Source organism: Rania fehmarnensis (assembly GCF_056494185.1).
Genome location: NZ_CM151398.1, coordinates 6,376,045 through 6,396,392, shown reverse-complemented (window position 1 = coordinate 6,396,392; position 20,348 = coordinate 6,376,045). Strand labels below are relative to the sequence as shown.

Annotated in this window: 16 protein-coding genes; 4 read left to right on the top strand and 12 right to left on the bottom strand. The window is 55.4% G+C overall.

Annotated elements, in window-relative coordinates; genetic code table 11:
* Positions 1 to 47: 47 nt before the first annotated feature.
* The 7 genes from SH573x_RS21940 to SH573x_RS21910 form a co-directional block, all read right to left on the bottom strand.
* The gene (locus SH573x_RS21940; protein ID WP_479349934.1) at positions 48 to 2,759 is read right to left on the bottom strand and encodes a VIT domain-containing protein; all 2,712 of its coding nucleotides are present in this window, start codon (positions 2,757 to 2,759) and stop codon (positions 48 to 50) included.
* Positions 2,760 to 2,774: 15 nt separating this feature from the next.
* Positions 2,775 to 3,461 carry a helix-turn-helix domain-containing protein gene (locus tag SH573x_RS21935; RefSeq protein WP_479349933.1) on the bottom strand — a complete coding sequence of 229 codons (687 nt, stop codon included), beginning with the start codon at positions 3,459 to 3,461 and terminating at the stop codon, positions 2,775 to 2,777.
* 66 nt (positions 3,462 to 3,527) lie between these two features.
* Complete coding sequence (locus SH573x_RS21930) at positions 3,528 to 3,794, bottom strand: hypothetical protein (RefSeq protein ID WP_479349932.1); 267 nt, start codon at positions 3,792 to 3,794, stop codon at positions 3,528 to 3,530.
* Positions 3,795 to 4,050: 256 nt separating this feature from the next.
* Positions 4,051 to 5,286 (bottom strand): ABC transporter permease, encoded by a 1,236-nt coding sequence (locus SH573x_RS21925; RefSeq protein WP_479349931.1) that lies wholly within the window; start codon positions 5,284 to 5,286, stop codon positions 4,051 to 4,053.
* Positions 5,287 to 5,361: 75 nt separating this feature from the next.
* Positions 5,362 to 6,513 (bottom strand): 5-(carboxyamino)imidazole ribonucleotide synthase, encoded by a 1,152-nt coding sequence (locus tag SH573x_RS21920; protein ID WP_479349930.1) that lies wholly within the window; start codon positions 6,511 to 6,513, stop codon positions 5,362 to 5,364.
* A 16-nt stretch (positions 6,514 to 6,529) separates the two neighbouring features.
* Positions 6,530 to 7,027: a 5-(carboxyamino)imidazole ribonucleotide mutase gene (gene purE / locus SH573x_RS21915; RefSeq protein ID WP_479349928.1), complete on the bottom strand. Its 498-nt coding sequence runs from the start codon at positions 7,025 to 7,027 to the stop codon at positions 6,530 to 6,532.
* Between the two features lie 217 nt (positions 7,028 to 7,244).
* Positions 7,245 to 8,207 (bottom strand): DUF6807 domain-containing protein, encoded by a 963-nt coding sequence (locus SH573x_RS21910; protein WP_479349927.1) that lies wholly within the window; start codon positions 8,205 to 8,207, stop codon positions 7,245 to 7,247.
* Between the two features lie 363 nt (positions 8,208 to 8,570).
* On the opposite strand from SH573x_RS21910, the gene SH573x_RS21905 reads away from it, so the two are divergent.
* Complete coding sequence (locus SH573x_RS21905; RefSeq protein ID WP_479349925.1) at positions 8,571 to 9,785, top strand: alpha/beta hydrolase family protein; 1,215 nt, start codon at positions 8,571 to 8,573, stop codon at positions 9,783 to 9,785.
* Between the two features lie 86 nt (positions 9,786 to 9,871).
* Positions 9,872 to 11,299: a DUF1501 domain-containing protein gene (locus tag SH573x_RS21900; protein WP_479349924.1), complete on the top strand. Its 1,428-nt coding sequence runs from the start codon at positions 9,872 to 9,874 to the stop codon at positions 11,297 to 11,299.
* Positions 11,300 to 11,338: 39 nt separating this feature from the next.
* On the opposite strand, the gene SH573x_RS21895 is transcribed toward SH573x_RS21900, so the two are convergent.
* The 5 genes from SH573x_RS21895 to SH573x_RS21875 form a co-directional block, all read right to left on the bottom strand.
* On the bottom strand, positions 11,339 to 12,535 hold the full coding sequence (locus tag SH573x_RS21895) for a PDZ domain-containing protein (protein WP_479349923.1): 1,197 nt from the start codon (positions 12,533 to 12,535) through the stop codon (positions 11,339 to 11,341).
* Positions 12,536 to 12,584: 49 nt separating this feature from the next.
* Positions 12,585 to 13,913: an NAD(P)/FAD-dependent oxidoreductase gene (locus tag SH573x_RS21890; protein WP_479349922.1), complete on the bottom strand. Its 1,329-nt coding sequence runs from the start codon at positions 13,911 to 13,913 to the stop codon at positions 12,585 to 12,587.
* Between the two features lie 13 nt (positions 13,914 to 13,926).
* Complete coding sequence (locus SH573x_RS21885; RefSeq protein WP_479349921.1) at positions 13,927 to 16,434, bottom strand: CehA/McbA family metallohydrolase; 2,508 nt, start codon at positions 16,432 to 16,434, stop codon at positions 13,927 to 13,929.
* Between the two features lie 10 nt (positions 16,435 to 16,444).
* The gene (gene ndk, locus SH573x_RS21880) at positions 16,445 to 16,903 is read right to left on the bottom strand and encodes a nucleoside-diphosphate kinase (RefSeq protein ID WP_479356787.1); all 459 of its coding nucleotides are present in this window, start codon (positions 16,901 to 16,903) and stop codon (positions 16,445 to 16,447) included.
* 120 nt (positions 16,904 to 17,023) lie between these two features.
* Positions 17,024 to 17,674: a hypothetical protein gene (locus SH573x_RS21875; protein ID WP_479349920.1), complete on the bottom strand. Its 651-nt coding sequence runs from the start codon at positions 17,672 to 17,674 to the stop codon at positions 17,024 to 17,026.
* A 409-nt stretch (positions 17,675 to 18,083) separates the two neighbouring features.
* Between SH573x_RS21875 and rpoN the strand changes: the two genes are divergently transcribed.
* The gene (gene rpoN / locus SH573x_RS21870) at positions 18,084 to 19,586 is read left to right on the top strand and encodes an RNA polymerase factor sigma-54 (RefSeq protein ID WP_479349919.1); all 1,503 of its coding nucleotides are present in this window, start codon (positions 18,084 to 18,086) and stop codon (positions 19,584 to 19,586) included.
* The gene (locus SH573x_RS21865; RefSeq protein WP_479349918.1) at positions 19,583 to 20,131 is read left to right on the top strand and encodes a MogA/MoaB family molybdenum cofactor biosynthesis protein; all 549 of its coding nucleotides are present in this window, start codon (positions 19,583 to 19,585) and stop codon (positions 20,129 to 20,131) included. Before rpoN ends, SH573x_RS21865 begins: the two co-directional genes overlap by 4 nt.
* The last annotated feature ends 217 nt before the right edge of the window (positions 20,132 to 20,348 follow it).

The following is a 20,348-nucleotide window of genomic DNA, read 5'->3' as shown; positions in this document are numbered from 1 at the left end:
GTAAGCTTAGTTACTTTACGCATAAAGGAAGAGCTAACCGCAGGAGTTTAGGCAACCGGCGCTTTGGTTGGATCGTGCTGGACCCACCAGTCATTGACACAGCCAGGCACGGGGATAGCAGTCGCGTTGGGCAGCTCGATCATGAACGCTTTGTCGATGATGTGCAGCTTGAGTTGATGCACTGCCGAATCATGAACATGCTTCAGAACGCTCGAGCGCAAGTCAGGCGTCGGGTCCGATGCCAGTTTAGCTCTAGCGACGATATTTAGAATTACTGCATGAGCCTGGATTGAGCGTGGAATCAGATGCAGCACGGCTCGGCCGGCGATCACCAGGTAGATCCGTAATGCATCAGCCGTCCACACCGAAAATATGTGCGTTGCCTGCTGCTTGAACGCTGCATCCAACAGACGCGTCACCAATTCATCTATCTCGTTATCCATCTCGCGTAAAGCTGGGCTCACGGCACCAAGACTTTGCAGAACGTGAGGTACCTTGCGCGATAATCGAAACTTGGGGCCCCGCGGCTCTAGCTTGGAACTATCAAGGCTGTCAAGATCGAATGGTGCCACATGCTCATCGCATGAGACTATGTTCTCGGGGACAGTGTCGTAATTCGGAGGCATACTGCCGAGCGATAGGAAATCTCTACGGGCGAAACTCGAAACGGCACCGCATGAAATATCCCCGCACAAATCGTCTTCAACTTCGTTTTGATGGTCTTTCGTGGAGATCAGGCTAGCCGAATCAAGTTGAGGGATAAGCATATCCCAGCCTTCGGGCATTTCGCTCGGCACGACAACTGAGTGGAGCGGGCCAACTGACCTTACCTGGTGGGTATGGTCCACCGCGACGAAAGCGGTCAGTCGCGACAAAACATGGCACTCGAGCGAGCAGGCTACAATGTCTCGCTGCAAGTGCTTGTCACTCCTGGCAAGCGAACACAACCGATCCTCCAGGCTCCGCACCCGCTCTTTGCCCCAGAGCGGCAAGAGAATGGATGCTGTCGAGCCCGAGAGACTCTGTGCACCAACCTGCTCGTCATACCACTTGCCATCCGACAAGCGCCCGCGAACCTTTATTGACAATTGCTCCGGATTTCGACAACGCCCATAAATGACCTGAGTGCGACCTTCGTATAAGGTATTGATACCCAGAGGGGCCAAATCTAACGACTCATTTGAAGTGTTGGTAATGGTAACTTCGGTAAGCGCCGGGTTGCCAATTTCGTTGCCGAATCGGTTGAGAGCAGCTATCATCCGTGCTTCGGATTCCACCAACTCGGCAGTACCAGAAGTGCGATCGGCAATTCTCTTCAAAAGCCCTCCGTTGACTGCTTCATCGATTCCGAGGCAATACATTCGCGGCAAACATTCTTGCGGCAACGCCTCGATGACGCGGAGAATGGAGTCTTCGCCAGTTATCTGGCCATCGGTGATCAGTACGATCGCACCAGATCGCTTGTCACTGAAGGATGGTTGACTTTGGAAGACCGAAAGGCCAGCGTGAATGGCAGTGCCCAGTTCGGTACCACCGTTGGCATCAATCGTACGCAACCAGGTGCGGGCCTGCAGAATAGTCTGATCGGTTACCTCGATCCAATCTTCCGTGCCTTTGCTGTGATGGGCTGCGTGATATGCATCCAAGCGGTCATCAAAGGCAATTAAGCGAAAGCGGTCACCTGGTTGCAAGCTACCGAGAAGGTCGGCCACACCGCGTCGCGCCGCGGCGATTTTCCAACCCGACATGCTGCCGCTGCGATCGATCAGGTACAGGACGTCTTTGTGCTGAACACCACTGCGACGAGGTGGAACGAGCGTCAAAGCAAAGGCTGCGCGTTGATCTGTGCCTGCACTGGATGCGGTTGATTCACATACCAGACTACTAGCCATTCGATCGGTCAGAAGCTGGCCCCGGAGAATGAAATCGCGATTGACGCGTTCGCCGGGGTTGATTTGCAATCGACAAGTCTTACCGCCGCCTGGTTCGCTGGTGGCAGTTTCTTCAATGACCACCGTATGCAAACTGCTGGTCACCTGCTCGATCCAATTCTCGACGCACGGCAACTGTCCCATGTCCAGATCGACGACGATGCGCAGATCGATGGGGCTCTTAAAGCCCTTCAACCAAGTTGGTGGAGTTACGGTCGAGGCATCGGGCACCTGGTCCGTATCGGCGGTCACACCCGGGCCACTCGCAGATCGAGGTAGCGGAATGCCGGAGGTATAGCGAGGCGCTACGACCAGTGGTAGCCTTAGCGTCCATTGGCCATCGACCGCCGTCAATTGATGCACGGTCTGGATGCAGACCTGTACCGCTTCCCCGGGCGCGATGTTACCGACTGACATCAGAAATGTTTCGGGGCGATTCTCTTCCAACAGCGCTGCACGATGTCCGCTTTCAATCGCCTGCTGGTATTTCTTGCGAGCGGCTTGACGCTCCTTCAATTCGGCCACGATAACGCGCTGGCCAACTCGCATCTCGCAAGCTACGACCGCTTGACCGATCGCCATCGGAAAGAGGTACTTTGCTTCGATCGATTCGCTGAACGGATTGACAAAGGTTTGCACAAGCGTGGTGTGCGTGGCCAGGGCCAGCATACGCGTGTGATAACTCAACTGGCGCAGCGGTAGATTTCCGCAGTCAGATTCCAAGGCGCCAAAACCACGGGCAGGTTCAGTTGAGCTATCGTCAAGAAACTGATTGAACTGAATATTCATTCGCAGGGCTTCCAACGCAACGGGTAGAAACAAAGTCATAACCAAATTACGCGCTTAGGGTCGAATGAGTTTTTGTCGAATCAGCTCCTCAATAAGTGGTTGGGCTGCGGCTTGGATAGCAGCAGCATCTATTGCCGGCTGGTCGCCGCTAGCAGTTAGCGTAACATTCAGCCGAACACCTGTCCTGAGCCACAATTCCACCGTGGCCTGCACCTGCAGTGGCTGAACGCTACCTGAGAGCCCTTCAGCCACGATGGGCTTTGTGCAACTCTCAGGTAGCGCCGCGGGCGTAAGCCAAAAAGGCTCATCAGCCGCTGAGGGAGGGGCAGCTACAGTCTCAGTCGTTTTGGACTTCTGACGAAATCGATCGGTTCTTTGTCGCTTGCGTTTCTCCAGTTGCTTATCGGCCGCTGTCCAAAAATCCGCGGGTAGTCCCGCCAGGCTGGCCAAGCGACTGTTGGGCAGTCCCACCATTCGCTGCTGAATGTCGGACAGTGACATCTCCTGAGCTTGCAGACGCTTGATGGCCACCAACTGCAGGACATGCGATTCGTTATACAGGGCCGTCCTGCCTTGCATTTTTGCAGGCGGCTTGAGCAATCCCAGCGTCGTGTAGTAGCGAATCGTTCGCGTATCGGGCACTGGCCGAATGCGAGCCGAGTCGGCCGGCGAATAATCGCCGCTAACGAGCGCCGAAGCCACCAACTCTTGCAAGTCCGACATCCCGAACAGTCTACTCATGCCCGGTATCTTACACTGTCATATGACAGTGTCAATAGACCTGACGACCTCTCGCCAATCGCTTGGTTACTCACCGCGAGCGTGTCGCCAAATGTCTCCCACGACCGTCAGTCGCTCTTTGCATGGACCGCTCAGGATGAAGTCATCGCCCATACGCCGAGCGTCATCCAGATTTTTGACGGCACCGATCCTGTAGATCGGTAGGCTATTGGCGTGCGCGTCGACAGCACGTAAGTCGAAACACAGCCCTTCTTCAGCCCGGGCACCAAGCTGTTGGCGATCGCCTCTTCCGCCTTCTGATAACCAACATGATTTCAGCAAACGTAATCCCACTAATCCAATACCATGAATTCTCTTTGTATAGGGAAATCATGTTAGAGAGTTTTGGATATGCCAACTGCCGTGGGTCAGGCATGCGTCTTCCTTCTGGCTATCGTTGTTCCATTCGTTAAGGTTGCCCGATGAGCAACTCGGAGAGACGCTGCTGCTACGTGGCACGTAGCCGAGTCTCTCCGAGACTCGAATCGCGAATGATCGCAAGACTCTGCCAGTAGATAGTCAGCGTCTCGGAGAGACGCTGCTACGTGGCTTACTCGTAGCGCAGGGCGTCGATGGGGTCCAAGCGACTGGCGCGCCAAGCTGGATAGTAGCCAAAACCTACCCCAACCAGGGCTGAGAATATCAGAGCGCCAACCGCAGCCATGTAACTAACGACGATCGGCCAGGGCCGGCCCGACGAGATCGCATTGATCAAAGTCGTCAAGCCTACCGAGGCACCGATACCAATCGCAATTCCGATGATGCCACCGATCATCGATAGCACCATCGATTCCACCAAGAACTGCATCAAGATATCCCGCGGCGTCGCGCCCACGGCCATGCGAATGCCAATCTCGCGCGTGCGTTCAGTGACGGAGACCAGCATGATATTCATAATGCCCACGCCGCCGACCATCAGCGAAACACCCGCAATCGCAGCGAGCAACATGGTCATTGTGCCCGTGATGATGCCGAAGACGTTGGCGATCTCGGTGGTGTTGGCCACTTCGAAATCAGCCGGTTCACCCGGGGCGATCGAATGGCGATCAAGCAGAATAGATTTGATCTCCATTTCAGCCGACTTCATTAGCTGTGTAGTTCGCGCCGATGCCAGGATAACATTGACTGTATCAAAGTTGTTGCCTTGAAGTCGTTTGCGAACAGTGGTGTAAGGCATGATCAAGACATCGTCTTGATCTTCACCAACCATGTTGGCGCCTTTGGTTTCCAGCACGCCGATTACTTCGAACGGGATGTTCTTGACACGAATGACTTGTCCCAAGGGATTGCTGGTCTGAAACAGATTCTTGACGACCGTCTGTCCGAGCACGCAAACTTTATTGCCGCTAGCCACATCACGCTCGGAAAAGAAGATGCCCGAACGCACGTTCCAGTTGCGCACCGTGGTGAATTTCTCGTCGACGCCAAACATCTCCCGAGCGGTCCAGTTGCTGTTGCCGTAGATGGCCGGCGCGGTGGTTACCACGACCGGAGTTGCAGCCAGCACGCTAGGACATTCTTTCTCGATCGCCTTGGCATCCAACGGCCGCAGCGACTGAATTTGGCTGCGCACGCCACCGCGCGTTTGTTCGTTACCAGGAATGACCACGATAACGTTGGTGCCCAAGTTAGCGAACTCGCCTTGCACTAAAGCGCTGGCCGAGAGACCAACTGAGACCATAGCCGTGACGGCCGCGATACCGATGACCACACCCAGAATGGTCAATCCAGCTCGCATCTTGTTCTTGCTCAAGGCGCGAAGGGCAATGCGAAGCGTGGCGTTCATAGGATTTTCGATTTTAGATTTTAGATTTTAGATTTCAGATTTGCTGATGATAAGTCTCAGATTTCAAATTGCAAATCATGTAGCGATGGCCGCGCGCAGTTGGCGGACTTTTTCGACCGCTTCCTCTGCCGAGTCGGCAGTGCAGGTCAGGTGCCCCATCTTGCGTCCGGGCCGCGGCTGAGCTTTTCCGTAGAGATGCAAGTGAGCATCCGGGGTACTGAATATTCGTTCCCATGCAGGTGCTTCTTGCTTGACGAACCACAAATCTCCCAGCAAATTTGCCATCGCGGCTGGTCGAAAATGATCGGTTTTGCCCAGCGGCAAATTGCAGGTAGCGCGAAGTTGTTGCTCGAATTGGCTAGTCGGAAAAGCTTCGATCGTGAGATGCCCCGAATTGTGCGGTCGGGGTGCAATTTCGTTGACCATCAAGCCCCGGCGGGCATCGATAAAAAACTCGACGCAAAAGATGCCTTCCACTTCGAAGCGCTGGGCAACTCCAGACACGATCTCACGCGCCTCAGCTTCGTAACGCATGAGTTCAGGGCTGACCGGACAGCGTGAGACATCCAAGATGTGATTGGAGTGTGCGTTCTCCACCAGCGGATAGGTGACCACTTGCCCGCGTGCATTGCGCGCCCCGAGCATCGAAACTTCCGCGACGAAATCAATCCGCTGCTCAGCGATGGCATCGTCGGTCTTGAGCGATTCCCACGCGGCGGCGACCTCGCTGGCCGAGCGCACGACGGCTTGCCCTTTTCCATCGTATCCCGAACGACTGGTCTTCAAGATGATGGGCCAGCCAAGCTTTTCACCCGCAGCCAGCGCGTCGGCCGGTTGACGAACAGGTGCAAAGGGCGTCACTGGAAAACCAGCCGCTTGTACGGCGGTCTTTTCCTTGACGCGATGCTGACAGATTTCAAGAAACTCAGCTGCCGGTCGAGTAACTGTATGTTTGACCGCCGCGCGCAACCAGTGGCTGGGTACATTCTCAAACTCTAGCGTGATGGCTTGCACGCCTTGAGCAAATGTCTCGACCAGGTCCAGCACATCGCCCTGGACATCCGTTGGACACAAGTGGCGATCCGCAGCTTGGGCTGCAGGACAATTCGGCTCGATCTCAAAGACCACCACGTGATAACCACACGCCTGCGCCGCATGCGTAAACATGCGTCCCAGTTGTCCGCCGCCGAAGATACCGAGCCAACTGCCTGGATTGATCTCTGTCAACTTAGCGACCGCTCCCTTAGCTCAACTCGTTATCCGACATGACCGCTTGCGTCTGCTCAGTCGCCCAAGCTTGATAGCGTTTGGTCAAGGCCTGGTCATTTAAAGCCAAGATGCGTGCCGCCAAAAGACCCGCGTTCTTGGCACCGGCTGTTCCAATGGCCAAGGTACCGACCGGTATGCCACCTGGCATTTGCACGATTGATAACAGCGAATCTAAACCGCTTAGCGTCTTGCTCTGCACCGGCACACCCAACACTGGCAGATGCGTCATCGATGCCACCATGCCCGGCAGGTGTGCCGCTCCGCCCGCGCCGGCAATGATGACTTGTAGTCCACGATCGGCCGCCGACTGCGCATATTCAACCATCCAGGCAGGGGTCCGATGAGCCGAGACGACTCGACATTCGCAAGCAATCTGCAATTGTTCTAAAACCTCGGCTGCCGCTTGGAGCGTTTCCCAGTCCGAACGACTGCCCATAATGATTCCAACGGCAGGTTGAGCGGAAGATGTCATGGACGAGATTTTACAAAGCGGAGCCGAACTAGAGAATAACTCTCGGAATTGTATAGTCTCGCCCGCATCCGCGAAAGCAGTCGTTAGACTCGACTAAGCCGTAGGCGTTAGCCTCGGTTGCCTCTTCACTAACGAGATCGTACAGCTTTTAACTTTGGAAATTTAAAGGACTTCGGGTGGCACTGGCAATGCGCAGCATAGGGCTAACGCCGTCGGTTTAGAGGGCTTCGAACTTTTGCTCGGCGAAGGCTTTGAAATTGTCGGCGATCTTGGCTGCTTTCTCATCGCCTGCGTGCAAGATCACTCGGTAACGGAACGTTAGCTCTTCGCCCTGCTTGATGCGTGCACCGTCGGTCATCTCTTTGGCATTGATGAAATGAGACACACCAAAGGGATTCGCGGCAAACAGTCCATAGGTGCGCACGTGCCAGCGGTTGGGATAGTGAAAGGTCGTTGGATGACACAGGATGGCAATCCCGACCGTCTTGTCAGCCACCGGTCCATGATAGTCAACCCAGTCGGCCGGTCGGCCCCAAGCTTGACCATCGGTTTCACCTTGACTGTTGATAATTTTGCCGCCCTGCTTGGCTTCGACCTTCATCGACTCGGCCACGCGCACCGCGAAAGTGCCTTCTTTGGTATCACCGAAATGCAGATCGCCTTCGCTAGCGATCAGTAGTATTTCGCAATCAACAAAGCGGCTGCCTTCGGCAGTTACTCCAAAGGTAAAGCGGCGTCGATCGCTCAACACCGATTGGCCGTCGGCCGATTTCCAAATGTTCTTGGAAGCCACTACGGCTGTCTTGCCTTCTGAGAGTTGAGTGAACTCCACGTGATGAGTCTTACCCATCTTTTCGCCTTCGGCCCAAAAGTCGATGCCGTTCACTTCACCGTGAGTAAACCACAGCGATCGATGGTGAGGATGGTCATGAGCTTCGTTCTGGCTATCTTTGACCATCGGATAATCGCGAGTCATCTTCTGGCCATCGGGTCCCAGCAGTGGCCACAGGATCGGCTTGGGACCGTTATTAATGGCATAGTCGGCGATCAGTTTGTCTGATTCCAACACCCGCACCCCGCCCTCGTGTTTCTCAACGCGAAACTGAGCCAGCGCGGGAACCGCAACCAACGATAAGGTGACCGTAAACAATAATCGCAGCCAAGAATGTGTGCGGTTCATGAATCACAAGTCCTGTGGGGTGATGAAACTAGGTGGGTGATGAGATAAAATCAAGCTGCATGTCCGGGTCAGGAGCAGCTTCCTTCAAAGCTGGATGGTTCGTCGACTTTAGAAGTTGAACAACTACCGCTCGCACTTCGAATAGCATACCCTGTCCAGCTCCACCAAACAAACAACCTACCTACAAACGCATTTCGATGCGCGGTGTCGTGCACAACTTCGCACCGCGTTGCATCTCTTCTCACCCCCCACGGCTATCGGAGTCCAGCTATGCCCTGCCTCGGAGATCGGCCTGTGCCTTTTTCGACAATAGTCCTTTGCTTGATAGTCTGGACCATCTCCAGCAGCCTGGCGAGCTCAGTTATGGCGCAGACCAAAAAGTTCGAAGCCAACTATGACGAGGCCAAGGTGGGCAACTACCCACTGCCGCCCCTTTGGGATAAGGCTCCGTCCTCAGATTCAACCGATATCAACGCGGCTTGGAACAAGCGCCGAGCGGAGCTGTTGGAACTATTCACCAGCGAGATGTTTGGCCGCGCACCCAGCCAACCGGCGCGGCTCGAGTGGCAAGTAGTTGAAGAAGGCACCGCCTTCGACGGCGCAGCCCAGCGCAAACAGATTCGTGTGACGCTCAGCACCAGCGCTGCTGCGGTACCAATCGATCTGCTGCTGTACACTCCTGCCAAGAAGAGTACCCCATCGACAACTTTTCTGGGACTGAACTTTCGCGGCAACCACGCCGAGACCACCGATCCGGCCGTATTGATTCCCAGTTCGTGGGTCACCGACAGTACGAAAGATGGCACCTCCGATGGTAACAAGGCCATCGAAAAAGGACGTGGCTCGCAAGCCCATCGTTTGCCGGTCGAGTTGATTATTGGTCAGGGGTGCGCCGTAGCCACAGCCTATTACGGCGACATCGATCCGGACTTTGATGATGGTTTCAAAAATGGCGTGCATGCACTTTTCCCAGATCATGTCTGCGATGAAGCCCATCCCGATCGCTGGGGATCGATCGCCGCGTGGGCTTGGGGACTTTCGCGTTTGCTGGATGTTCTCGAGAAACAACCCGAAGTCGATGCACAAAAGGTGATCGTCTACGGCCATTCGCGACTAGGTAAAACATCGATTTGGGCAGGCGTTACCGATCCACGTTTTGCCGGGGTGATCTCCAACAACTCTGGTTGCGGTGGCGCGGCGCTGAGTAAACGCATTTATGGCGAAACTGTGTGGCGCATCAACAATTCTTTTCCGCATTGGTTCTGTCGCAACTATCGTCAATACAACGACAACGAAGCCGAGATGCCGTTTGATCAACATCAACTGCTGGCCCTGGTGGCTCCACGGCGGCTGCACGTCGCTAGCGCTACTGAGGACCAATGGGCCGATCCGTATGGTGAATTCCTGGCCACGCAGTTGGCTGAACAGATCTATGTGCAATTGGGAGTCTGTGAGGCCAAACTGAAACAGTACCCTGCCGCCGATCAGCCGATCCTTGGCCCGGTCAGCTACCATCTGCGCACCGGCAAACATGATTTGACCGCCGACGATTGGCAACAATACTTGCACTTGAAATAGTGTCTCCTTTCGCTCCGCGAAAGGCCCACAGCAAAAGGCGATTTGCGTAAGCTACCCAGCGTAAGGCGGCACTTAAGTCATCCATAATGCAACTCATGCAACGCAGAAATTTTCTCAATTCGATCGGCAACGGCTTTGCAGGCCTGGCACTGTCGCAAATGCTGTTGCGTGAAGGGTGTGGAGCAGGAGAGGAGCTGCCTGGTGGTTTGCATCACCCTGCCAAGGTCAAGCGGGTGATCCAGCTATTCATGACCGGTGGCGCTAGTCCGATGGACTTGTTCGACTACAAACCGATGCTCGACAAGTTGCATGGACAAATGCTGGGCCCCAAAGAGAAACCCGAAGGTTTCGTGGCCCCGGCCGGCGCGATCATGAAGAGCCCCTTTCGCTTTGCACAGCATGGCCAGTGCGGACGCTGGGTCAGCGAACTGTTTCCGGAACAGTCTGCCCACGTCGATGATATGGCATTCTTGATGGCTATGGCATCCAAGACCAACGTCCATGGTCCCGGCACTTACATGATGAACACCGGTTTTCTCGTACCGGGTTTTCCCTGTTTCGGTGCCTGGATCTCGTACGGTCTGGGCAGTATCGTCGATAACTTGCCCACGTTTATCGTGCTGCCCGATCCCAAGGGTTTGCCGTATAACCAGAAAGGCCCCTTCAGCGCAGGCTTCTTGCCAGCGGTGCATCAAGGCACTGTCATCGATTCCGGTCGACCAGAACCAATTAATGATCTGTTCCCCAGCCCACAATTCCCTGAAGCTTCGCGCCGGGCCAGCGCGGCGGGACTGGAAACACTTAGACGGCTCAATCAAGAACATGCGCGACTGCGCTCCAGCGGTGATCTCAATCGCGACGATTCGCGGTTGCAAGCACGCATCGCAACGTTTGAACTGGCCGCCAAAATGCAGTTGAGTGCCCCAGAGGCTTTTGATCTCACGGGTGAAACAGCTTACACGCAGCAGGCGTACGGCATCGATCAAGCCGAGACTGCTGATTTTGGGCGGCGCTGTTTGCTGGCACGTCGATTGATCGAACGAGGTGTTCGATTTGTGCAGTTGTGGAGTGGTCCACAAGGCGCAACGGGTAACTGGGACAACCATGCCAACATTCAAACTGAACTGCCGCCGATGGCCCGCAGCGTCGATCGACCTATCGCTGGCCTGCTACAAGACCTGAAGGCTCGGGGACTGATGGAAGACACGCTGGTCGTTTGGACCACTGAGTTTGGGCGCACTCCATTTGCTCAAGGATCATTGGGCCGCGACCACAATGGCGGCAGCTTTGTCACTTGGTTAGCAGGCGCAGGCGTACGCGCCGGCACCACTTACGGTCAAAGCGACGATTGGGGATATCAAGCCGTGGAAGGCAAAACGTTTTGCTACGACTTGCACGCTACTTTATTGCACCTAATGGGCATCGACCACAAACGCTTGACCGTTCGCCACAACGGCATCGACCGCCGTCTAACCGACGTCCACGGTCATGTGATTGGCGATATTTTGAGTTAAGCAGTACGTTTCCACCGTCTGGCGACGGTGGCTACGGGTTTACTTGCGTTCCCGCAACAAACTTTCCAGTTCGGCGACGCGTTGTTCGAGCGTCATCATCTGCTCGCGAGCTTCTCTCAGCTCGCCACGCAGACGCTGCACTTCGCTGGCGTCACCGATAACGGGACTGGGAACTGTGTTGTCTTGTGACGCGATCATGGCCGCATCAAACGGATCCGCCAGCACAGGTCGCTCGGCGCTGGTGGGCATTAGCTTGGGATCGCCACCAAGTGTGGTCTCCAGCAGAGTCGAGCGTGTGCCGCGCATGACGTTCAGTTTGACAACTTCCCCAGGGCGTTTGCTGGCCATCCAGTCCAATAAATCGCGGGCTGATTCGATCGGACGGCTATCAGCGCCCACGATCGCATCGCCCGGTTGGATTCCCAACGCATCAGCTGGCGAACCTTTGGTAACGTTGGTCACTGCGGCTGCACGATAGGTGCGCAAGCCAAACTGATTGCGAAACGCATTGGACAAGTCGGCCACCACCACGCCCAGCCAGGCACCACCGCTGGGTGTCAGTGGCGAGGGGATGGGCGAGTTTGGATTTACCCCGTGCAGGCGCTGCGCTAAGTTGGCGTCTTGCAGCACCGCAGTCAGCTCGACATTTTTGTTGGCTCGCAAGAGCAACACGCGAATAGTGTCACCAGGCCGGCGCAGCGATAATCGATCGACCATCGTATCCAGATCGGCAATGGCAAAGCCGTCGATGGCCAGTATCGTATCACCCACTTTGAACCCCGAACGCCAGGCGGGCGAGTTTTCGGTCACGCGGGCAACTCGCACTCCAATACCACCGCCAGTCAGCGATTCGGCTTCCAAGCCCAGGTAAATTCCGCCTGCTGCAGGCTCTTCGTCGGGCGTCGGCTTGGCAGCTTTGACATTGGGATTATCCGAACCCAGCAGCGGTGCGTCTAAGATGCTGCGCGGACTGGCTGGGGTCGGCGGAGGCGGTGGTGTCCGCTTGCCGCTACCTGTGTTGGTAGTACCTGCGGGTTGTGTTGGAGCAGGCAATTCATTGTCGGCTGCATTGTCTTGCGCGGTCGCCGTTTCATTCGAACTATTCAGTTCCAGTCCATCGCGAACCTTCTGCTCGAGCTGTTCCAGAATGGTCTGGGCCCGCACTGTATAGGTGGTCATACCTGACCCCATGCAGGCTAGAGTCACGACCAAAGCGCGATTCCAGTAGTGCAACATTCTGAAACTCCATCGATTTGAATGCGTTATGAGGCCGAGGCGTGAATACTCAGCTGACGCTTTCATTGTACGACTCTGGACTTTTTGAGTCGAGCGCAATGATGCGAGGTTCTGTCTCACCTGTGATCAGCCGCGCCGCCCGATCGCGCGTAAAGAATGTCCAACCCCATTGGACCAACACCAGCAGACGGTTGCGAAACTGGGTAATCTCGATGATGTGAATCACCAACCACATCAGCCAGGCTATGATGCCAAAGAACTTGCGTTTTCCAACCTGCGCGACTGCTTGGTACCGGCCAATAACAGCCATCGATCCGCGGTCGTTGTATTGAAAGGGAGGAGTTGTTCGTCCGCCGAGCGAGTTCTCGATGCGCTGGGCGCAGTACCGGCCCTGTTGCATGGCCACTGGAGCCAGGCCTGGCAGCGGTTTGCCGTCGTGCATACATGTGCACATATCACCCACGACCAAGACATTCGGAAATCCCGGCAGCGACAAATCGGCGTTGACAGCTACACGACCGGCGCGATCGGTGGTTGTTCCACAAGCGGTCGCCAGTTTGGCTGCCAGTGCCGAAGCTTTCACACCAGCGGCCCACACGACTGTTTCGGTTTCAATGCGTTCGCGCTTGCCCCCTGATTCCAATTCTACGTAGTGGTCTTGAATGTCGACCGCTTTGGTTAGCGTGCGCACTTCTACGTGCAGCTTGCGTAGCGCATCGAGTGATCTAGCTGGCAAGTCACCAGAGTAGACATCCAGCGGATATTGGCTGGCCTCGACCAAAACGATGCGGGCTTCTGACGAGCGGATGCTGCGGAAGTCATGACGCAGCGTGTAATGTGCGATATCCGACAAGGCACCGGCCATCTCCACGCCGGTCGGTCCACCACCGACGATGATAAAGGTCAACCAGGCTCGGCGTCGCTGCGGATCATTTTCGGCTTCGGCGGCTTCGAAAGCATAGAGAATGCGCTTACGAATCTCCGTCGCATCTTCGATCGTCTTCAAGCCAGGTGCATACTTGGCCCATTCATCGCGACCAAAGTAACCGTGAGTTGCGCCCGATGCGACGATTAGCCAATCATACGCAATCGGATCGCCTTCCTTCTGCAACACTCGTTTACCTGCCAAATCGAAATCGACCACTTCGCCCAGTAAAACTTGGGCGTTGCGTTGATGACGCAAGATTCCACGCAGCGGTGAGGCAATGTTGGCAGGCGAAAGTACGCCAGTAGCAACTTGATATAGCAGTGGCTGAAACAAATGATAATTGCGTCGATCGAGCAGCGTCACTTGCACCGGCACCGACCGCAGTCGTTTCGCCGCCGCCAGTCCTCCGAAACCACCACCGACTATCACCACCTTGGTTGCTGCTGTCATCGCGTTGCCCGTTCTAAGGTTGCTGTTTCGGAAGCTGCTTCAGCCAGGCTCGCAGATCGTCACCTTCATAGAACCGTAGAAAACCGCTGACTTCAACCGTCTGGCCCGGGTCGCAATCTGGAAACACAGGATCGGAGTGAATGCAGGGGACCGGCGGATTCTGCCATACGCGATCATTGGGTAGCCAACTGGTAATCAGCCAGCGATTGGCGTCGCGACTACGCACTGCAATCATGGCACCTTCGGTATGCGATTCCAATGGCTCTTGGTTGTTGAAACCAATTAAGCCGCCGAGCATCGTGCAAACTTGTACTCGCAAGCCACGCAATTTATCCGCGGTTCCATTGGTCAGTTGTATGCGCATCTGTACAGCTTCGTTTTCGATGCTGACCTTCGAAGCAAAACTGATACCGTTTGGCAAGCGGCGATTAAGCGAAAGACCGTTTGGACCATCTTGCCACTCAAGCCTCGGAAGCTTGATCTTCTGCTCGTCCCAGATCGTGGGGATGTGCTGATGAGCCAGATACGTCAGCCCCAAATTCGAAAAGATCGCTTCGGGCACATCAACCACTACATACCCCGCTTCACCACCTTTGTCCCAAGGTGGAAATACACTGACTTTGGTCTCGCGTTCTGGATTGATCGCTCCATCCAAAAAACCACGTCGAGGATGCCGACCGCCTGGATACGGAAGAATCCGCAGGCCACTCTGCTCAGGTCCATACGCTGCGCCCTTGTTCGGAGCAGCGCGATCCAGTGGTAACCCCGTGGCAGCTCGAACTTCATCGGCGCTCAAGCGGTGCATCTCGAAGTTGCTAGTCCAGCGCAAGGCATCCGCCTTGCCACCCAGCGGTCGCCCCGAAGCGTACACTTCAACTGAATCATCGTACATCGGCAGCGATTGATAGTACTTCAAACCTGCTTCGTATTCCGACAATGCAGCGGAGCTGAGCACATCGCGCGAACGCTCCAGCTCGTTCGACATACGCTCTATCAAATATTGCTTTTCATAGTTCCGTGGCTTCACTGGTTGCTTATCGACTTCGAAGTACCACGGCGCGGTGTGTGCAAATCGCACCTGGCCATCGGGCGACTGCTGCCAGAATTTGATGGCGGCCCAGCCAGAACGCGTGGGGGCAATCGAGTGACGGATGAGCGTGCGATAAACGCCATCGATATCGGTCTTGGCATTCTGCGCACGCAGCAACAGCTCGGGGCGACCGTTGATGATCACTTCCCCGTAGAGCAGCGGTTGCAGCGAATCGACTTGTATATTCAGTTCGATACTTTGCGTTTGGTCGCTCGACCAGCGAAAGACTTCGCCCGGTTGCTGGCCGTTGGCAGTTGCCAATAGCATCGGTCCAGTGGTAACAAAGGATCGACCGGCCTTTAATCCCTGCATCCACTTGTCAAAAGAAAACTCATCGGGCACCTGCACATAAACTCTGCCAAAGCCTGCGGGTACTGGATGCACTCCATTGGCTGTGCCTGCCGAAGGTGGCAAGCGCAGGCCACAATTGAGCAGCGTGTAGTACATGCCATGGGTATAGTCGAGCCACTGACGATGGTCGCCTGAATTGGTACCGTAGGGTGGCTGCAAGAAGTTGGGGGCAGGTGAATTCCATTGCCGAAAGGCAAACTCGGTTTGCCACACATGGTTGTTAGCCAGTTCGTAAAGCGCATGCGGGGCCAGCGTGGGCAAGAGCATGGCGAAAGGCCAATCGAGCTTGTCCATGTCCAAAGCGACATTTGAATTCTGCTGGAGCGACGATTCGATAACCGTCTTCCAAGGCGGCACACCTTGCTGCAACTGTTGCTGATGACCGAGCACAAAGAGAGCACCTAACGTGTGCGCCTTGCCGCCCACGGTGAAGATCTCGTATTCCGTGTTCTGCGGCCAAATCACATGCAACGGATCAACGGCGATCAGGTCCGATCGCGCCGCATCAGCGATGTTCTTGTCGCCGCTGGTAGGTGGCTTGCCAGCGATCGTGACCCAATTGGTCAGCGGCAACACCACGTTTAAGTCTTCAGCCAGAACAACGTTTCGCAGCTCTTCAACACCGCGATGGATATGCGTATCACCGGCATACCAACCGGCGGCTGCGGGATTAAGCCAGCGCTTTAGCTGAATGTCGATCCGCTGATCACGCTCCACGGAAATTGTCTGGCGATACGGTATATAGGCATGGCCGTGATCGACCGACAACAGATATTCGCCCGACGGTACTGTTGCCACGGCCGAATGCGCCGAGAGTGTGGTATGCCGTTCGATCGAGCGCTGGTTGATCCAGTTCTGCTTGTCGTAAGTTACCGCAGTCCCGTCTGGATGCTCGCTTTGAAAGAAATAGTAGGTTTCGTCTGGGCCAGTGGATTTGAGCGTTACCCGAGCAGGCAACGGCTGAGCCGTATCCACATCATTGACAGCCACTCGCACGGCGAAGGACTGCGCCCAAATCTTTTCAGGCACAGTCAGTAGCGCGATTAATGTCAGAAGTATGGCCAAGCGCTGATTGTTCATGAGCGGGTGCTCACTCGTCTGCGGCCCGCAAGCATGGAGTCAGACGCAACTCATGCTCGCAGATCTCGTCGGGCTTGAAATAAAGCTTCAGTTCACGGGCGGCGCTCTCTGGACTATCTGAGGCGTGAACCAGGTTCATCTGCCGCGAGCTCGAAAAGTCACCGCGAATGGTACCCGGTGCAGCCTTCAGGCCATTGGTTGCCCCCAACATTTCACGGATCACTCGAATCGCATCCAGTCCTTCGATAGCCAAAGCCATGATGGGTGCCGAGGTGATGAAGTCTTCCAGGCTCTTGTAAAAGGGCTTGGAGACGTGTTCGGCGTAATGTTCCTTGCTCAGCTCGGGCGTCACGCGCAGCATCTTGGCAGCGACGATGTTGAAGCCCTTGGCTTCGAACCTCGCTATGACCGTGCCCATCAAACGACGCTCAACGCAATCGGGTTTCAGCAAAACAAGCGAACGTTCCAACATCAGCGGCCTCCAGGGTCTTGGGCATAATCGGGTGGTTTAAGTATCGCACCAAATTGTGCCCGCTGAGGCCACTTGCGCGAAGTGGGCGGCGGAAATTCAGTTCGCAGTCGGATATGCCTACTGCTGCAGAATTGAAACGACCGGCCGACGGCCAATTTGCGTCGGGGTAGCAACGCTCTCTTGCGGTGAGAGCATGATATAGGCCCCGCGCTGGTCGCTTGGCGAACTGTCGTTTAGCAGACTATCGTTATCCTCAGGTGTCGAGGGAGCAGGAGTCACCGCTGGCTGAGAGGCCGGTGGTTGAGAGGCCGGTGGTTGATCTTTCAGGAAACCTTTCAGCCAGGTAGGTGGCGGCACCACGGGCTTGACGGGCTCAGCGGGCGGCGCCGGCACAAACGACTGGCCCCCCATGTTCATAGGCTGCGCCGTCATGGGCTGTGACAATTGTGGAGCCAACATGGGCGTTCCCATCGAACTGGTGCTGGGCTGGCCATATATGACTCCTGGCTGGACATGACCATAAGCAGCGGGCATAGCGGGCATAGCGGACATGCCGCGGGGCGGCTGGGGCACAACGTTATGAGTGGGGACATAGCGATGCATGCCGAAGCGGCTTTCAGCTTGCGCATGGTAGCCCGCGCTGTAACCAAACCCGAAGAAGCGGCCGATAGCATTGGCCACAGGCGCTCGTTCCTCTTGGCCCAATACCTGATTGCCAGTCGAAAAGCTTGCCCCTAAGAGGCTTAACGCCAATATTGCTCGACGCATCGCAACTGACTCCATTTCGCTAGCATCAGAAAAATTAACCCATCCTGGCCTATCGTTTGCAATCGGCAGGCTCTGTAGGTCCGCAGCAGCGGTATAAGAAATTCTCGGCCGGCTCCCAGTGAGTGCGGGTCAAATAGTCCGCTAGGGCAAAAGATTAGCTTTGGCCGTCAGGTCAAGCCACTGGACTTTTGGGCACGATTTTCAGGCGCAACTTGCGCCCCAATTTAGCCACGCTCGGTGCAAATTTCATTCCAGCGGAGCTTGTCTGCGTGCTTCGAGCTGTAAAAATGGTATAGTTGATGGGCACCGCGAGCTCGGGTGGCGACTGGTTGCCAGCTCGCTACGTGATAGTTTTGGATCAGCGGAAATGAATCGCCTTTAAACCGTTAGGGCGCGTGAGGAAACGAAAATGCGTTTGTCATTCGGCATGGAAACCAAGCAACTGCAGACGCAGAAGCTGGCCCCGAAAATGATCCAATCGATGGAAATCCTGCAGATGCCCGTGATGGCTTTGCAAGAACGCATCGAACAGGAGATGAACGAGAATCCAATGCTCGAAGCGTTGGAAGCCGATCCCAATCTGCCCGAAGAGATCGATGAAGAAGACGAGCAGGTCGATCCCAATCGCCCAGCTGAAGATGAAAGAGAATTGGTTGTCCAGGACAACCAGTCCAACTCAGAGGACTTTGAGCGCCTGGCCAACATGGATTCGGAAATGCCCGATTCCTTCGACGACTTTCGTCGCTCTAGCAACCGCATGCAGGAAGCTCAGGATCGTCAGCATGATTTGATGGCCAATGCCCTCGAACGGCCCGAGTCCCTCAACGATTATCTCGATCACCAATTGGCTGAACTGGATATTGATAGCGACGTGGAGAAGTTGGCTGAGCGTATTATCTCCACGCTTGATGCACGCAACGGTGGCTACTTTAAAACCAGTTTGCGCGATCTGCTTCCACCCGAACATACTAGTGAAGACTTGAAACGGGCCGAAGAAGCTTTACTGATCGTGCAATCGCTCGACCCACCTGGCATTGCCGCCCGTGACCTGCGCGAGTGCTTGCTCAATCAGCTTAAACCCGACACCTATCTCTACGAGGAGTTGAAGGTCCTGATTCAGGATCACTTGGAAGACCTGGCTGAAAATCGGTTGCCCCTGATCGAAAAGAAGACGGGCTTCAGCATCGAGATGATCCAAGCAGCTCGCGAAGAGTTTCATCATCTCAATCCCAAACCCGGTGCGGCTTTTCTGGAAGCTTACGTGCCGATCGTAACACCGGACGTTATGGTCGAAGCTGATGCTGACGGCAAGTACACCGTGCGTTTGGAAGACGATCGTTTACCGCCGCTGCGAATCAGCGAATATTATCGCCGACGTCTGGCCGATCCCGCCGCAACGACGGAAGAAAAAGAATTCATTCGCCGCAAAATCGAAGCCGCCAACTGGCTGATCGAAGCCATTCAGCAAAGGCGATCGACCGTTCTAAAAGTATCGCAAGAGATTGTCGATTATCAAAAGCGATTTCTAGATGACGGTCCTGAGTTCATTGAGCCGCTGAAGATGCAGCAGATTGCCGACGCCGTTGGTGTCCACGTGACTACCATTTCGCGAGCCGTCGATGATAAGTGGATTCAAACTCCACGCGGTATCTTTCCACTGAAGCGATTCTTTGTCGGTGGTACGCGCAGCGAAGATGGCGAAGATGTCGCCTGGGACACGATTCGCATCCGGCTGAACGAGCTGATCGACAAGGAAGATAAGCAAAATCCGTACAGCGACGACGACCTGGTGAAAGAGCTGGCCAAGCTGGGTCTGACCGTGGCTCGACGCACCATTACCAAATATCGCAAGAAGATGGCCATCCCCAGCAGCCGTCAGCGTAAAGACTGGTCGAAAGTGAATCATAAGTGACCGAGCCTGAGAGTTCTGCCAACTCGGGACGAGCGAGCCATAGCCCAGCGGCCCAGCATCGACAGCAAAGCGCAGGCAAGAGCCTGCGCATTATGGTGCTGACGGTCAGCGACTCGCGCACTCTGGAGACCGACACCAGCGGTCAACTGCTCGTCGATCGCTTCAGTCAAGCTGGACATGCAATTGTCGATCGCCGCATCGTGAAAGATGAAATCGAGGCCATTCGAGCTGTCGTCGCCGAATCGCAAGTCTTCGATGCCGATGCGCTGCTGATCACGGGTGGCACTGGTGTAGCTCCTCGCGATTGCACTCCCGAAGCCGTAGAGCCGATGATGGAAGTCAAACTGCCCGGCTTCGGCGAATTGTTTCGCATGCTCAGCTACGCCGAGATCGGCGCCGCTTCGATGCTCAGTCGAGCCATGGCTGGCCGTGTCGGCAAGGTGCTTGTCTTCTGCCTTCCCGGCTCAACCAACGCCGTGCGCTTGGCCACCGAAAAGCTTCTGCTATCTGACCTGGCACACTTAGTCCACCACTCCCGTTCATAGTCACCTCTTTCCCAGGCTTTGCCCTGGGGAGGGTGAAGGCTCCTTCGCCCTCCCGGACCAACGGTCGGTGAGAATCTGGTTAACAGGATCCCATATTTAAACGCAGAGACGCAGAGGCCCGCAGTGAAAATTCTCAGCGGACTCTGCGGACTCTGCGTTTCAATAAGCGGCATCCCCGGGACATTGTCCGTGCTTCAGAGCAGTGTTTGGCTCAGGA

Excerpts from the sequence above, each read along its gene's own strand:
- SH573x_RS21890 (WP_479349922.1), bottom strand. The coding sequence starts at position 13,913 with ATGACAGCAGCAACCAAGGTGGTGATAGTCGGTGGTGGTTTCGGAGGA.
- SH573x_RS21905 (WP_479349925.1), top strand. The coding sequence starts at position 8,571 with ATGGCGCAGACCAAAAAGTTCGAAGCCAACTATGACGAGGCCAAGGTG.
- SH573x_RS21940 (WP_479349934.1), bottom strand. The coding sequence starts at position 2,759 with ATGACTTTGTTTCTACCCGTTGCGTTGGAAGCCCTGCGAATGAATATT.
- SH573x_RS21875 (WP_479349920.1), bottom strand. The coding sequence starts at position 17,674 with ATGCGTCGAGCAATATTGGCGTTAAGCCTCTTAGGGGCAAGCTTTTCG.
- purE (WP_479349928.1), bottom strand. The coding sequence starts at position 7,027 with ATGACATCTTCCGCTCAACCTGCCGTTGGAATCATTATGGGCAGTCGT.
- SH573x_RS21935 (WP_479349933.1), bottom strand. The coding sequence starts at position 3,461 with ATGAGTAGACTGTTCGGGATGTCGGACTTGCAAGAGTTGGTGGCTTCG.
- SH573x_RS21885 (WP_479349921.1), bottom strand. The coding sequence starts at position 16,434 with ATGAACAATCAGCGCTTGGCCATACTTCTGACATTAATCGCGCTACTG.
- rpoN (WP_479349919.1), top strand. The coding sequence starts at position 18,084 with ATGCGTTTGTCATTCGGCATGGAAACCAAGCAACTGCAGACGCAGAAG.
- SH573x_RS21895 (WP_479349923.1), bottom strand. The coding sequence starts at position 12,535 with ATGTTGCACTACTGGAATCGCGCTTTGGTCGTGACTCTAGCCTGCATG.
- SH573x_RS21900 (WP_479349924.1), top strand. The coding sequence starts at position 9,872 with ATGCAACTCATGCAACGCAGAAATTTTCTCAATTCGATCGGCAACGGC.
- SH573x_RS21925 (WP_479349931.1), bottom strand. The coding sequence starts at position 5,286 with ATGAACGCCACGCTTCGCATTGCCCTTCGCGCCTTGAGCAAGAACAAG.
- SH573x_RS21910 (WP_479349927.1), bottom strand. The coding sequence starts at position 8,207 with ATGAACCGCACACATTCTTGGCTGCGATTATTGTTTACGGTCACCTTA.